This window comes from Gimesia aquarii (assembly GCF_007748175.1).
Lineage (GTDB): Bacteria > Planctomycetota > Planctomycetia > Planctomycetales > Planctomycetaceae > Gimesia > Gimesia aquarii_A.
This window is the reverse complement of record NZ_CP037422.1, coordinates 3451186-3467542: the sequence shown is the minus strand read 5'-3', so window position 1 is coordinate 3467542 and position 16357 is coordinate 3451186. Positions and strand designations below refer to the sequence as shown.

The 16357-nt window shown below is 44.0% G+C and carries 8 protein-coding genes and 1 tRNA gene; 6 read left to right on the top strand and 3 right to left on the bottom strand.

All coding sequences use genetic code 11. The features are described from left to right. Positions 1–187: 187 nt before the first annotated feature. The 4 genes from purD to V202x_RS13225 all read left to right on the top strand — a co-directional run bounded on the left by purD (position 188) and on the right by V202x_RS13225 (position 5602). Positions 188–1459 (top strand): phosphoribosylamine--glycine ligase, encoded by a 1272-nt coding sequence (purD, locus tag V202x_RS13240; protein WP_145175465.1) that lies wholly within the window; start codon positions 188–190, stop codon positions 1457–1459. 46 nt (positions 1460–1505) lie between these two features. Beyond that, positions 1506–2255, top strand: coding sequence for a 2-phosphosulfolactate phosphatase (locus V202x_RS13235; RefSeq protein ID WP_145175462.1), 750 nt, complete (start codon positions 1506–1508; stop codon positions 2253–2255). An 88-nt stretch (positions 2256–2343) separates the two neighbouring features. Continuing rightward, positions 2344–4011 (top strand): glycine--tRNA ligase, encoded by a 1668-nt coding sequence (locus tag V202x_RS13230; protein WP_197993374.1) that lies wholly within the window; start codon positions 2344–2346, stop codon positions 4009–4011. Between the two features lie 52 nt (positions 4012–4063). Continuing rightward, positions 4064–5602, top strand: a complete 1539-nt coding sequence (locus V202x_RS13225) for an FAD-dependent oxidoreductase (protein ID WP_145175459.1) — start codon at positions 4064–4066, stop codon at positions 5600–5602. 102 nt (positions 5603–5704) lie between these two features. On the opposite strand, the gene V202x_RS13220 is transcribed toward V202x_RS13225, so the two are convergent. After that, a tRNA-Gly gene (locus V202x_RS13220) sits at positions 5705–5775 on the bottom strand. Positions 5776–5837: 62 nt separating this feature from the next. Further along, positions 5838–10529 (bottom strand): PQQ-binding-like beta-propeller repeat protein, encoded by a 4692-nt coding sequence (locus V202x_RS13215; protein ID WP_145175456.1) that lies wholly within the window; start codon positions 10527–10529, stop codon positions 5838–5840. A gap of 295 nt (positions 10530–10824) precedes the next feature. Between V202x_RS13215 and V202x_RS13210 the strand changes: the two genes are divergently transcribed. Next, on the top strand, positions 10825–13311 hold the full coding sequence (locus V202x_RS13210) for a PSD1 and planctomycete cytochrome C domain-containing protein (protein WP_145175453.1): 2487 nt from the start codon (positions 10825–10827) through the stop codon (positions 13309–13311). A 103-nt stretch (positions 13312–13414) separates the two neighbouring features. Beyond that, positions 13415–14881 carry a DUF1501 domain-containing protein gene (locus V202x_RS13205; RefSeq protein WP_145180573.1) on the top strand — a complete coding sequence of 489 codons (1467 nt, stop codon included), beginning with the start codon at positions 13415–13417 and terminating at the stop codon, positions 14879–14881. Positions 14882–14925: 44 nt separating this feature from the next. On the opposite strand, the gene V202x_RS13200 is transcribed toward V202x_RS13205, so the two are convergent. Then, positions 14926–16209: an arylsulfatase gene (locus tag V202x_RS13200; protein ID WP_197993373.1), complete on the bottom strand. Its 1284-nt coding sequence runs from the start codon at positions 16207–16209 to the stop codon at positions 14926–14928. Positions 16210–16357 lie beyond the last annotated feature (148 nt).

The following is a 16357-nucleotide window of genomic DNA, read 5'->3' as shown; positions in this document are numbered from 1 at the left end:
TCATGTTCTATCGTTCTCATCTATAGCGATAAATCAGCTTTTTAGCATCAAAATACAAAATTCAGTGAGCCATGCTACTAGGTGGAAAACAGTGCTGATATACTCCACTTCAGTCGGAATGAACAATTCTTTGAATTGAAATGTTCCTATTTTTTCAAAGATTAATTGCGTGTAGGTAACATAAACAATGAAAGTTTTAGTGATTGGTCAGGGGGGCCGTGAGCATGCTCTGGCTTGGAAACTGGCTCAGTCTGAGAGTGTCAGTCAGGTTTTTTGTGCGCCGGGAAATGCCGGAACACAGTCAGAAGCGACAAACGTTGCGATTAATGTCTCGGATATTCCCAGGATGGTATCGTTTGCTAAAGAAGAGTCGATTCGGTTGGCTGTTGTTGGACCTGAGGTACCTCTAGTGGAAGGCATGGCCGATGCATTACGTGAGGCGGGAGTTGCTGTTTTTGGTCCCTCGAAAGCAGCAGCAGAACTTGAAGGCAGCAAGTCATTTGCGAAGCAGATGATGTGGAAAGCCAATGTTCCGACGGCAAAGTCAGAAACTTTTTTCAACTTTGAAGCAGCCGAGGCTTATCTGGAAGATCGTGAAGAGCAGCCATTAGTGATCAAGGCAGATGGTTTGGCAGCCGGTAAGGGAGTTATACTTTGCGATACTAAACAGGAAGCCCTTGATGCGATCAAGTCTTTGATGAGAATCAAGGAATTTGGAGATGCTGGTAGTACAATCATTATTGAAGAAAAATTGATTGGCCAGGAAGTCAGTATTCTGGCAATTGTGAGTGGTTCCACCATTATCCCTTTAGAGACATCACAAGATCACAAGGCGGCTCATGATGGTGATAAAGGTCCGAATACCGGTGGAATGGGAGCCTATAGTCCAGCGCCATTGGTGACAGAAACAATGATGGACGAGATCATTGAAAAGATTCTGGTTCCTATGGTTAACGTAATGAAAATTGAAGACCGTGCTTTTAACGGGATACTCTATGCGGGTTTGATGATTACAAATCAAGGACCGAAAGTTCTCGAATTTAATGTTCGCTTTGGTGATCCAGAAGCGCAGCCCGTGCTGATGCGACTCAAAACCGATCTGGGAGAACTTTTACTAGCTGCAGCAGAAGAGCGGTTGGAAAGTATCGATCCGCTGGAATGGGATGAACGTCCGACAGTCTGCGTGGTTATGGCTTCAGAAGGTTATCCTGGTGACTACGAAAAAGGAAAAGTGATTCGGGGTTTGGATGAGGCAGCACAGTTATCGGATACCAAAGTTTTTCATGCAGGAACAACAATGCAAGAAGGTCAGGTCGTTACAGATGGTGGCCGAGTTTTGGGGGTGACTGCCATTGGAGAAACCATCGGCGAGGCGAAACTGAAAGCCTATCAGGCGGTCAAATGTATCAGATGGGATGGTGCCTGGTGTCGAAAAGATATTTCAGACAAAGCACGTTGAATTCTTTACTCCTCAACTCATAATTGATTGCCGTTGTTAACAAGCCATGCCAACTGAGATTCGAACCTGTTTATTACCATTATTGTCACAACCTGATGAGTTCTCAGGAAGTGTTGCGGTGATTTTGGATATCTTGCGTGCTTCTTCCACGATCGCATATGCCTTAAATTCAGGTGCAAAATCAGTGGTTCCCTGCCAGGAAGTTGAAGAAGCGCATCTGGTTGCTGAAAAACTGAAGAAATCAGAAGGAGCTCAGGTTTTACTGGGGGGAGAGCGATTGGGAGTGATGATCGAGGGATTTGATCTGGATAACTCCCCTGCCCGTTATCCAGCTGAAGTTGTTGATGGGAAAAGTATTGTTTTTACGACCAGTAATGGAACAAGAGCTCTGAAACGAGCTTTTCAGGCAAAGCGGATCTTGATCGGTTCATTTCTAAACCTGGATGCCCTTGTTAAAGAGCTGAGTATCTTAGATGGTATTATCTGTCTTGTTTGTGCTGGGACTGATGGCAGTGTGACAGGAGAGGATTGTTTATGCGCAGGGGCGATTGCCGTGGAACTTCAGAATCTCTCTGGCCAGGCATTGGCTTTGGATGATTCGACTCGCATTGTGGCAGACTACTATCGCTTACAGACATCAAAGGAAGATGGGATTTTATCAGCGATGCGTGCCAGTATCGGAGGCCAAAACTTGATTCAACGTGGCTTTGAAACGGATATTCAACTATGTTCGCAACGTGGTCTCATTTCTGCTGTCCCTGAATTTAAGCAGGCATCAGGAGAAATTACATTGTAGTTGAATGTATGAGTACTATTATGCTTCTACTAAAGATTAATTCTCACTATAGAGTATCTTTGAAAGATAAGATTGAAAGACCAATTCAATGAAAAAAGAGATGGAGAAAATTGTTGCGTTGTGTAAACGGCGAGGATTCATTTTTCAGTCTTCAGAAATTTATGGTGGCCTTCAAGGTTTCTGGGATTATGGTCCCTTAGGAGTTGAACTCAAACGGAATGTCAGAGAAGCCTGGTGGTCTGACATGATTACAACGCACAATGAATTGGTTGCTCCCGAAGGTGCTCCGAAGCCCTTTGCTATGACCGGTGTCGAAACGACGATTATTATGCATCCCAGTGTCTGGAAAAGCTCCGGCCATTTTGATTTGTTTCATGATTTTATGGTCGACTCGAAAGAATCCAAGGCGCGTTTCCGTGTCGATCATGTTTCTGTTGCCGTTGCATATGCGTCCGATAGTTCTCCCGTTGCCTGTGAGACTTATATGGCAGATATTGGAGAAGAAGGTCTTTCAAAAACGAAACGTAAACGTTTGGAAAAGGCAATTACGGAGTATGAAAAAGAGCAAGGGATTGCTGTCAGTGAAACTCATCAAATATCTGTCTGTAACCTTATGGAATACAGCAAGATGCTCAGGGATGCCGATATTCCAGCAACTGGAAAACTGGAGGCGCGTTGTCCCGAAACTGGTGGAGAACTGACTGAACCACGTGAGTTTAACTTAATGTTTAAAACAATCATTGGTGCATTGTCTGGTGAAGAAGGAACCGCCTTTCTGCGTCCGGAGACAGCGCAAGGAATGTTCGTGAATTTCAAAAATGTGGTTGATAGCGGGCGAGTGAAAATTCCATTTGGAATTGCTCAGATCGGAAAAAGTTTTCGCAATGAAATTACGCCGCGCAACTACACCTTTCGTTCTCGTGAATTTGAGCAGATGGAAATGGAGTTCTTCTGTCATCCGGATGAGTCATTTGAGTGGTACAAGTATTGGCGAGATCGTCGTTATAACTGGTATATCAAACATGGCATAGCAGAAGACAATTTGATTCTCCGTGATCATACACAAGAGGAACTCGCTCACTACTCTGTCGGTACAGCCGATGTTGAGTATGCGTTTCCTTTCATGGAGGAGAATGAATATGGTGAACTTGAAGGGGTAGCCCATCGCGGCGATTTCGATTTGCGTTCACATATGGAGGGTAAACTAGTTCGTGAAGGAGATCAATTGGTGGTCGAACAGAATGAACATGGTCAGCCCAAATACAAAGGAAGTGGTAAGGATTTGACTTACTTTGATGACCAGACACGAGAACGATTTACACCGCATGTGATTGAGCCCGCCGCAGGTGCAGATCGCGCCACACTCGCGTTTCTTTGTGAAGCATACTACGAAGATGAGCAACCCGATGAAAAAGGCAACATGCAGACTCGAACGGTGATGCGGTTCCATCCCAAGTTAGCTCCCGTGAAAGCAGCGGTGTTTCCTTTAATCAAAAAAGCTGGTATGCCGGAAGTGGCGTCGTCAATCTATCAACGTTTGAAATCTGCAGGGGTTCAGGCCGTTTATGATCAGCAAGGAGCGATTGGACGCCGTTATCGGCGTCAGGATGAAATTGGAACACCTTTCTGCTTGACTGTGGATGGTGATACCGAACAAGATAACTGTGTTACCTTGCGTGATCGTGATACACTGGAACAGGTGCGTGTTTACATTGATGACGTCGTGACCGAAGTTCAAAAACGACTCAATGGCTAAATGAATTTAGAGTCTGTTGATAATTCAAAGTAAAATAAAAGAGGTATGTGCCATGACCAACAAGAAAATAGACCGTCGAGATTTTGGGAAATACCTTGCCGGTGGCACAGCGGCTTTTGTTACAGGAACTACTGCATCCTCTGCTAAAGAGCCTATCCTGGATGGTATTACGCGACCATCGAATACGATGATTATTGATGGAGGAGGACAATCCGTATGGAATTCTTCAGCACAACATGTTCGGACCAGTGGTTGGATTTCTCCCGATGGAAAAGTTTTTCATGAGGCGGCTCGGAACATTCCCATTGTTGAAGAGGACGATGTGATTGTATGTGGAGGTGGCCCGGCCGGAGTCGCGGCCGCCTTGGCATCTGCAAGGAGCGGTGCCAAAACCAGGTTGCTCGAAGTAAATGGTTGTGTAGGTGGAGTCTGGACTGCGGGAGCTCTGACATTAATTATAGATGCTCAAAACAAACCGGGTGTGATGCGTGAAATTTTACAAAAACTGGAAGAGAGAGGTGCCAGTAATCCATTGCAGAATGGATCGGTGGCTTACGATACTGAGAAAACAAAATTGCTGTTGGAAGATTTGTTATTAGAGGCAGGCGTCAAAATTCAGTTGCATACCCGAGTTGTGGGTGCTGTGACGGATATTAATAATCGACTTTCAGTGATTGTGACAGAATCCAAATCCGGCAGGCAGGCGTGGAGAGCGAAGTCTTTTATTGATTGTTCGGGTGATGGCGATTTAGCGGCACAGGCAGGCTGTGGCTATGAATTTGGTCAACCGGGAACAGGACTTACTCAACCGATGAGTCTAATGGTATTGCTGACAGGGGTGACCACTGATGGAATCGCCCCATTCATTCGAGGAGATGCAGAACCTCGCAAGCTAGGAAATCCAAAGAAAAATCTTCTGGCAGAATTTCAACGAGCGGGCGTCGATCCTTCCTATGGCGGTCCGACGATTTTTCGAGTGCGTGAAGGGCTATATGCCATGATGGCGAATCATGAATATGGAACACTGGCGATTGATGCAGCGCATGTGACCGATGCCACCTTGCAAGCACGTCGTGAAGTCCATAAGTTGATCAATAGTTTGAAAAAGTTAGGTAGTCCCTGGACAAACTTAGAGATCGTTGCCACAGCAGAACACATTGGTACGCGCGAAGGTCGGCGGATCAGAGGAAGATATCATGTCATAAGTGATGATTTAAAGAAGGGCGCCCGGTTTGAGGATGGGATTTGTCGTGTGCGTTTTGGAATTGATGTCCATTCTACTAATCCCGATAAGACTAAGGCGATTGAAAAGAAACCGTTTAAGTCGCGACCTTATGATATTCCTCTACGGGCTTTAATTGCCCGTGATGTGACTGGGCTGATGATGGCGGGCCGGTGTATCAGCGGTGATTTTATTGCACATAGCAGTTACCGAGTTACTGGAAATGCCGTAGCGATGGGGGAAGCAGCAGGCGTGGCTTCAGCACTTGCTGCTACAACGCAGAAACTGCCTCATGAGGTCCCCTTCTCTACAGTGGCAAAACAACTCGAACAAATTCGCTCGGCGGATACGAGGCAAGTGAAGAGCTAGCACAGATCATACTTTTTATCGAGTTTGATTATACTCTGGCTTAATCACGCAACTTCCAAATTAACATTGGAGTGTGTGTGATTTCACAGATACAGGAAAGAGAGCGGCTGAAGGGAATCGAACCCTCGTCACCAGCTTGGGAAGCTGGAGTAATACCATTATACCACAGCCGCTGATTTCTCTATGAGACAGCCTATGTATGCGAAAGGTTCAGGTCAAGCAAATTAATGAATTGTTAGAGAGGCGTATCAAAGATATTTTTCAGAGGTTTCTGGAAATCTCGAAAATCAATTTCGATGGCACTATTCATTCCTTGTAGGAGTATTTTATTCAATCGTGGTTCGATATGCATTTGTAGAAGTGTGTCTTTAATAATGTTCTCTTTAAAACCGATCGTGTTCCCCGTTTTTGCGTCCATGATCTCGAAGAGAAAAGAATAGCTTGTGGTTTTTGATTCAGTCCGAATTTTACTTATGAATATCAAAAACGGAAGTTGGTATTGAGAAGTATCAATCCAAGATCGTTTGGGAAGGTTGCGGCTCCAAAGCATACTTCCAGATTTTTTGTCGATGCAAATTAAATCGTTGTCGACATGCACTACATTTAAAAAAGAATCACTCACATAAAAGTCACGATGAGGAGACCGTCTGCGAGGTGTTGTATAAGAGAAATTAAAGTAGTATCGTTTCTTATCAGAAAAACCGACAAATTTGTTTAAGTTTTCAAGTAAGTTATCAGGGATAATCGATTCGACAACGGTATCACCCGTCTCTACATTCAATACTCTGAGTCGATTAGGAGGCAGTAGAATAGCCAGTTCATTAGCGGAGACCTGTGTTGAAAATCCTGAATTCAATACTGGCTCATCAAGTAATAATCGGTCGGATAACGGATCCCACAAACGTACTCTTTTTTCGGTAGTGGATGTTGTTTGATAAAAGAGCTTTCGTCCGAATGCATGGCGCGAGCGGCTATTCAGTTCCAGTTCCCCTTTTCGAATCAATTCTCCCGTGATCGAATTATAAACATCGTAATTTGTTCGATTGATGTTGAAAGCGACAATTGCTTTTTGATCACCGATCAAACCCTTGCTGGAATCACTTAAATAACCTGATTTAGTGGGAATGTTTCTGCGTTCCCATAAAACTTTGCCTGTAGCAGGATTCAATCCAAATAACTGATTATCCCACTGAAAAATACAGACACGCGGACCGGATGGACCTACATAAAACACTGATTGTGAACTACTCAAATTATCAAATTCTGCAGTCCACAGTGGTTTAGACAATTCATCTTGAAGATGCAGCAGAGAAACTCCCTGGATTTTTCGATTACTACCAAGAGGAATGAAATGCCCTACAAATGAAGTGCGAGATTGATATGGATAGGAGACCCGGTCAGATATTTTGACTTTCCCAATGTTTTGTCCAGCATGCTTGTTGACGATATTAAGAGTTGTGCCTGCCTTCAGCAAGAGTTGAGAAATTTCTGGTGGAGGGAGAAATTTACGTTCGTAATTTTTATAGATTACTTTGGTTGCCGGTGGTACAGGGCCTATGTGGCTTTGTTTGATTGAAACATGTGAGACAGAATGTTTTAAAGGTTGCATGGCTTGAAAAATAGTCCACACTTGCGAAGCACGGTTAAAGCGTTTGACGTACTGAGAACCTGTGATTCCGGAATCGAGTGTCACGTTTGCAAATCGGTCGTTAAGATTTTGTAACAATGAAGCCGCTTCATGAGGTAAACCAACCAGTTCCCATAATTCCAGCAGTTGACGTGTCGCAGTAGCAGCTATTTCAGGATTGGGGTTAGAGTGATTTTCCAAAAGCAAAAATTCCGCCCTTTGGTTTTCTCCCTGTTGTATCAATTGATCAGCCAAAGCACTACGTACTGCTACTGCTTGAGGCCAACTACCATAGGTGTCGAGGAATGATTGTAGAGCGATAACAGATCCATCGTTGAGAGCTATTTGCTGGTCATTAGAAATAATCAAGTCAACTGCTTCGCGTGCATCTGGGGACGCTTTTTGTGTTACTTTTTCCATCAGTCCGCTAATGAGGCTCTTTACCGTCACTAGATGATTCGTATCGCCCGCCATAGCTAAAGGTTGCTCTACATCGATCTTTTTAAATTCCTCAGCAATCTCCATCAAGCCCTGATAGTCTTGTTGTTCAAGTAGATACTTTGACTTTCGTGATAAGAAACGACCTCGCTCCAGAGGTGTGGAAGCTAGATCTTCAATTTTCGCCAATATCTGGAATTCGTTTTGGTTGGATTCGTTTAATTCTGCGTAGAGTAATTCTCGTAACAGTGACTCCGAGCGTTCTTTCACCAGGGAAGCGGACTGCACAGAAATTAAGGCCTCGAGTTTTCGTTGTGCATTTTCCAGATTTCCGAGTGAAAGTTCCAATTCAGCTTTGATTAATTGATTACTCTGAGCCTTTGCAGAAATGAGCGATCTTTCTTGGTCTTGCGGCAAACTGGCAAGCATTGCTTCAGCCTGGGCAAACGAATCGATTTGCCAAAGACCTAGAGAAATAATGTGACCCTGATGTGCGATGATATTTCCAGGATACCAATTGTGTTGTGTTCTACTTTTACTCTGAGACCGTGTAGCTTTAGATGTATCCTGGAAGGCATAGTCGGCCTCGCGTCGCAATTTTTGTTTAAACTCGCGGTTCAGGATATCAGAAATTTGGGTTGCGTTACTAAGAGTGAAGCCGGATTCTTTTCCTGAAGGGATGTGAATACTGAGTAGACTTCCCGATTTAATTGGCAGGAGATAATTATTACGCGACAAAATTCCCTTGCCAGTGACGGGGCCGACATGTAGATGCCAGAGTTCTCGACCATCTTCAATATGTCGTCCACGGCAGTAATCAGAGCCAACGATGAGAACTGTTTGATCAACGACTGCAGCAACGAATTCGCCATCTTCTCGAGGAACTTCATCCCACAGTGGAACGCCCGATTTCAAATCGATACAATGAATGAACGGTGATCCACTGGGTAAATAGTAAATTCGATTTTTATCAATCACTGGTACGCTGGTCAGACCTGGATGACCAAACGAAACCGGAGCATAATATCGTTTTTGTGAAATTCTACGGTAATGGTCTCCTTCACCATAATAGTAATTCCAGAGTAAATCTCCATTTGTTGCGTCGATAGCAACGAGTGTGTCAATTTGTGTGGGGCAGACGATAATCCCCTGACTGCTGGCGAGCGGACATTGCTTATGAGCTCTGTTACGATCTGAGTGAATAGGCTGGTTGACATAGACAATCCCTTGTTTCCAATGGATGTTTCCATTTCTCGGGTTGATACAAAGTATAGAGATCTGACTATTATGTTCTGCAACGGCATAAATTGAGTTACCAACAGGCAGAGGTGCGCCTAGAAAATAGTAGCCATCAATATTCCAGGCAGGTTTTGTTTGAAGTGAGTCTTTTTGGGTAGAAGTCGATGAATTTTTAACAGATTCATTATCGATTGAACGAGCCGTTGTCAGTTTCACTGGTAAAGCCAGGAGCCGGTTTCCTCTCTGAGAGACAAGTGGGAAATGAGAAATTCGGCGTCGAATTCCCAGATTCAACTGTGGTGGAATTTGAGGACTTGGATTTGGTAGATAATCTATGGCAAACACATACTGCCCGTTAGTGGAAAGTGAGCCGTATAGGGAACTGAAGTAGTAGAATTTATCGAGCGGTAAATTTTGTGAATAAGTTGAGTGGGAAGGAGTTTGGCTTTCAATACGGTCAATCAGACTATTGAGACTGCCATCGCTTTTAAATAACCAGGATGTTGTTCCCGTTTCTATATTGACTGCTCTGATACCTTCAAAATCTCGATAAATGACCAGATTATCTACTGCGATCGGAGTATTTGCGACAGCCGTTGAGAGGTCCTCTCTGTTCTGTTTGATTTGCCAGTTTCTTAAGGTATCAAGTGGCCTGGATTTTTTGGTTCGAGCTATCGGATGACTCCAGCGAGGATTCAGATATGGCAGGCTGGCATTGATAGATCGGTTTCGTTGGGGATTTCCTTGCGAGAGAAACCATCCAGGATTTTCTTTCAAGTTCATTTTCTCAAGTGAAGCGTTTACCCTCTTGATTGCCTCAGACAGGTTACTTTTGACACCAGATACTGTGACTGGTAGTGTGCCTCTGACCGTCAGTATTTTGGAAACTTTTTCAGGTTGACCAGATCGTTGATATGCAACTGCCGCTTTAAGAAAGTGGGTTGGTCGCATTCGTCTTTTATGAATTCTGCTATTCAATAATTGATCCCAATAGCGCGCTGAAAAATCGAAGTTACCTTGCTCCAGGTAGTGAGAGGCTAAATAGTCTAGCGCTTCAAAACCAGCCTGGAGTGGAAAAAATCGTAACGCCAGGTATTCGTACATCGTTAGATCATTATTCTGTTTCGCTTGCTTCAGAAACCAGTCTGACTGTGGGCCGGAAATCCTCTCATAATCTGAAAGTGCTCGTGGTGAAGCGACTGAAAAAAGTTCACGTGTACGCTGTCTGAAGTTTAGCGGGCGGGGTTGCCCTTCAGGCCAGAAGAAGTAGTCTTCCTGATGATCAAGAAGTTTTTCTAATTGTAGCGCGCCTTCGGTGATTTCTTGATTCCGAAATTTGTGCTCGGCTCTTTCGAACTGTGATCTCAAACTTCTGTTACGATAGATTCGGTGGATCAACTCCTCACGATTATTTGAGGCTTCATTTTCAGGTTCTGTCTGGTCTGGAACTTCTTTGTCTGCGGGAGGATCTAAAAACGCGATGAGCTGATGTCCGTCTTGCTCATCGTTAGACAGTAGATAAGCACATGGATAAATTAACAAAATACAGACGCATAGAAGAATTCTGATGTTAACATTTCTCAGGTAGAATCGTCCTGAGAATGGAGGAAATAATCGATTCATCCAGTGGATTCTCCTCAAATCAGAAGCACATGCCAGTTAACCAGCGCGTCAGTAATTATAGCACAATCAGTTAATTTGCAGACAGGCTACTTTGAAAACCTGTAAATCATTGGATGGATGAGATCATCTCGAGGGGCTTTACGGCAAATAACTTAGGTCGGTTTAATCTTGAATTGACTATTATCCAAGTTACATTTGAGAATAGACAAGAGCGAGACAATTCGTTATAGTTGTGATTAAGTTTACGGCGTTTAAATAATAAGTTGATGAATGTACATTTTTAAAGGGGCTAAGTATGAAACGGACAAGTTCCTTCAAATTCAGCCTGAAAGTCAAGACGCTACTTTTTTGTGTTATCGTTCTATTTGTCGAACTTAGTGTGCCACTTTTCGGATGGACAGAAACCAATAACACCAAACCAGTTCAGCAAGATAAGGTTCCGGCCGTTGAATTCAGACAGCAGATTCAGCCTATATTGGCGAAGCATTGCTATGCATGTCATGGACCTGATGTGCAAGAAGGTGGTTTACGTCTCGATCAGAGTGAACACGCTTTTAAACAGTTAGATTCTGAAGCCACCGCTATTGTTCCTCAACACCCTGAACAAAGCGAGCTGCTCACTCGTATTATTTCCCAAGAAGAAGATCATCAGATGCCTCCGGAGGGAGAACGTCTTAAACAGGAACAAATTGAATTAATCAGGAAATGGATCCAACAGGGAGCTGAATGGAAAAAGCATTGGGCGTTTCTACCTCCCAAGAAAAGCACACCACCAAAGACAAGACAAAGCAAGTGGATCAAGAACCCCATTGATGCATTTATTTTGTCAAAACTAGAGCAGAAAGGACTCTCCCCTGCGCCACCTGCGGATCGCGTGACTCTGATTCGGCGGGCCTATTTTAATTTGACGGGTTTACCACCTACTCCTGAAGAAGTAGATCAGTTTGTCAACGACCAGTCTCCCGATGCTTACGAAAAATTGATCGATCGTCTGTTAGCTTCGCCCCGTTATGGAGAACGCTGGGCTCGTCATTGGCTTGATCTTGTGCGTTATGCTGATACGAACAGTTTTGAGCGTGACGGTGCGAAACCAAACGCCTGGCGTTTTCGCGACTATGTGATTCGTTCCTTCAATAGTGATAAACCCTATGATCAATTCGTCAAAGAACAATTGGCGGGTGATGAACTCGAAAATGTATCAAGTGAGACAATCATTGCTACTGGATATTATCGTCTTGGTCTCTGGGATGATGAACCCGCTGATAAATTACTGAGCTACTACAATGAAATGGATGATATTGTTTCGACAACAAGTCAGGTTTTTTTAGGACTTACTTTGAATTGTGCCCGTTGCCACGAACATAAAATCGATCCGATTCCTCACGAGGATTATTACAGTTTTCTTGCGTTTTTTCATGGTTTGAACTCTTATGGAACACGGTCTGATCAACGGTCCTTTAATCAAACCGATATTTCCGATCCTGAAATTTCTACTCTCTATTCGAAGTACGATGTGGAGAAAAAAGAGCTTAAGAAAAAGCTGTTTCAGCTCGAGCAGACGGGCGTCAAAAAAATGTCGGCTGTTGATCAAAGGCGATCTGAAACCCATCAGCGTAAAAAATTATTGAAAGAAAAATTGGAGCAGTATTTGGAACCGGCTCAAATCAAAGCCTATCAGGCGATGAAGCATGAAATGCAGAAGCTGGAGAAGAGTCGAAAGCAATTTCCTCCTCGAAAAATGGCTCTAAGTGTCAGTCGCAGTCTGAAAACACCGCGCGAAACCTTTGTGCTTTTAAGAGGAAATCCCCATGTTCGTGGGAAAAAGGTGGAGCCGGGTTTTCCGCGGATATTTGGGCATAATGAGATACAAATACCACCTCTTGATAAAGATCAAAAGACATCCGGCAGGCGGCGTGTGCTGGCTGAGTGGATTGCGAATCCTGATAACATGCTAACCTCGCGAGTGATCGTCAATCGAATCTGGCAGCATCACTTCGGTCGGGCAATCGTTCAGTCACCTAACAACTTCGGTCAATTAGGTATGCCACCCACACATCCCGAACTACTGGACTGGTTAGCCCTCGAATTCGTCGGACGTGGGCAGAAGTTCAAATCCTTACATAAATTGATCATGATGTCGAATACTTATCAGATGTCTTCACAGTATTCAGAACAGGCAGCAGCCATCGATCCGGCCAATGATTTATTCTGGCGGTTTAACATGCGGCGACTTAGTGCAGAAGAAGTTCGTGATTCCATATTGAAAGTAAATGGTCGTCTGAATCCCAAAATGTACGGCCCCGGATTTTACCCTTTGATATCGAAAGAAGTGTTACAAGGCCAATCGCGACCCGGTGAGGGATGGGGTAAGTCATCAGAGGAAGAAAGGGCACGAAGAAGCATTTACATTTTTGTAAAGCGTTCGTTAGTGACTCCCCTGCTTTTCAATTTTGACTTTGCAGATACTGATAGTACCTGTGCCGTCCGATTTGTGACCACACAACCGGCACAAGCATTGGGAATGATTAATGGAGACTTTGTGAATCAGCAGGCCGAACATTTTGCAAATAGAATTTTCGAAGAAGTGAGAAATTCGCATTCCGAATTTGTTTCACGCGCAATTCGTCTGGCCTATGGGCGTCCACCAAAGATGAATGAAGTTGATGAAGGAGTACGATTAATTAATACTCTGATGAAAAAGCATTCCCTGAAAGAAAAACAGGCATTGGAATATTTCTGCTTAACAATTCTGAATCGGAATGAATTTGTTTATCTGGATTAATGCAAAGAAAATTTAAGTGATCTTGGGAAAATTTGTCTCTGAGTTTGTGTAAGGATCAATCATGGCATCAGAACTAAAATCAAATCATCTGGTAGATCAGCAAATGAAATCAGCTGGACATGCACAGTTCTGCCGTCGTACACGTCGGGAGTTTTTATGGGAAGCGGGAGGCGGTTTTGCTTCGGTTGCTTTAACGGGAATGTTGTCTGCTGATGGATTTTTGAATTCTCAAGCCGTTGCCGCCGATGGTGTCGGCCAATATCAGAATCCTTTGGCGCCTAAAGACCCGCATTTTAAGCCCAAGGCGAAAAGTGTGATCTTCCTTTTTATGTATGGTGGTCCAAGTCATGTTGATACTTTTGATCACAAACCAAAACTCTATGGTTTGGATGGCAAGACGATCCCTGTCAAAACGAAAGGCCGCGGCGGTGAAAAAAATGAAGGACGCGTCGTTGGCCCGAAATGGAAGTTCAAACAATATGGTGAATCAGGTCAGTGGGTCTCTGATCTATTTCCCCATTTGGCTACCTGTGTTGATGATATTGCGTTTTTGAAATCGATGACGGCCGACTCTCCCATTCACGGTTCTGCCATGTTGATGATGAACTCGGGTAGAATTCTGAGTGGATTTCCCAGTCTTGGCTCTTGGCTTAATTATGGTTTAGGAACTGAGAATGAAAATCTTCCCGGGTATGTCGTCATGCTTGATCCGACAGGGGGACCGATTAGTGGTGCCAAGAACTGGTCGAGTGGATTTATGCCGGCGACTTACCAAGGAACAACAATGCGTTCTGAAGGGGCACCGTTGATTGATTTGCGTCGTCCTGAAGGGATGAGTAAAGCAGTTCAACGTGAACTGTTGGATGCTTTAAAAGAAGCAAATGAAAAACACCAGGCTACTCGTACTGGTAACTCGGAACTGGCTGCTCGTATTGCCAGTTACGAACTGGCTTTCAAGATGCAGAAACATGCACCGGAAGCAGCAGATATTTCTTCAGAAACAAAGCAAACACAAGAATTATATGGGCTCAATAATCCCCGTACCGCTGATTTTGGCAGAAGATGTCTGTTGGCACGCAGACTAGTTGAGCGAGGTGTGCGCTTTATTCAGTTATATTCTGGTGGAAACCATAATGATTCCAACTGGGATGCGCATGGAGATTTGGAAAAAAATCATAGTTTTCATGCAGGCAATACTGATCAACCTATTGCTGCGTTAATTAAGGATTTAAAATCTCGCGGATTATTTGATGAAACTATGATTGTCTGGGGCGGTGAATTTGGAAGACAGCCAACGGCAGAGTATGCAAAAGGCACAGGACGTGATCATAATTCCTTTGGCTTTACAATGTGGACTGCTGGTGGAGGGATAAAAGGCGGTACTACTGTTGGTGCAACAGATGAGTTGGGGTCGGCAGCGGTCGAGAAGCCATTTCACGTTAAACGATTGCACGCGACAATCCTGAATCAGATGGGACTTAATCCAAATCGTTTGTCTTATTTTTATGGTGGTTTGGATCAAAAGTTGGTAGGAGTTGAGCATACAGAGCCAATCCATGAAATCATCTGACGTAGCACCTGCAAAAAAAATCACCAGCCATTCCAGGAGTAATCTCAGCGAGGCGACTGACTCTCAATGATCATCTGCTTCATATGGGCAGTAACGGTAGGATGTTTGTCTGCGATGTTGTGGTGCTCTCCCTCATCTTTGTCGAGATCATAGAGTTCCAGAGGTTTTTCCTTTCCTGTTTGGACAGCTTTCCATTTGCCTGATCTCAATGCGATTTTTCCTCGATATTTCCAGAATAAGGAATCGTGGGCCGTCTGGGATTCACCAAGTAGAGTAGGAAGATATGAGATCCCATCTATATTTTGTGGTGGATTAATACCCGCTAACTCACAGGCTGTCGGCAGGAAATCCCAGAATGCACTGATGTGATCCGTCGTCGAATTTGCTTCTATTTTGCCGGGCCACTTGACAATTAAGGGAACGCGAATGCCTCCTTCATAGAGGTCTCGCTTGTAACCGCGTAATGGTCCGTTCGAATTAAAGAAATCAACCAGATGCATGCCTTCCTGGTGAGGGCCATTATCTGAAGTGAAAAAGATAATTGTATTTTGCTCCAGATTCAGTTTTTTCAGCAGGCTGACCAGATTTCCAACATCTCGATCCAGGCGCGTGATCATTGCTGCGAAGCCTTTTTCCGGGGCTGGCCATTCCTGATCAGCATATTCTCCATACTCGGGAACTTCCATTCCGTCGCCAGTTGCGCGTCCTCCTTCATTATTCGCATGCGGAATCGTGTAATGTGCCTGAAGGAAAAAAGGTTTCTTCTGGTTAACCTTGATAAAGTTCAGTGCCTCTTGTGTTAATAGATCGTGCGAATATGTTTCACGCTCAACCGAGACTCTTTTTTGGTTTCCGACTTTATTTCCAGGAAGTGAGATTTCCTGTTCATTACTCCAAAGGAACTCCGGATAAAAATTATGAGCGTTTCCCTGGTCTAGATATCCAAACCAGTAATCAAATCCTTGCATACTGGGGACCCCTGTTGTTTCAGGCGGTCCTAATGCCCATTTGCCTACTCCCCCAGTTGCATATCCAAAATTTTTTAAGAGTGTTGTTACAGTGGTAGCACCAGCAGGAAAATAATATTGCTCATTTTGACTGATAGGAGTATGACCAGTGTGGATGCCCGTAAGCAGGACTAATCTTGAAGGACGGCAAACTGTATGGCCGGAATAGTGATTTGTGAACCGCATGCCCTCTTTTGCCAATTGGTCGATATGGGGAGTTTTGATCACTTTCTGCCCATAACAACCGAGGTCACCATATCCCAGATCGTCTGCCATAATGTAAATAATATTAGGAGTCTCAGCCGCTTGGCTCTGATTCATCAACAACACAATGAGCAGGAAGCAAGGACTTACACAAGTTAAAAGGCAATAATTATGGGGTATCAATTTCATTGGTTACCTTTGACATGGTGTGTGAAATGAAAAGACTCGCATTTGTTTTAAAGTCAGTCTGTTGAAGTAGAATCTA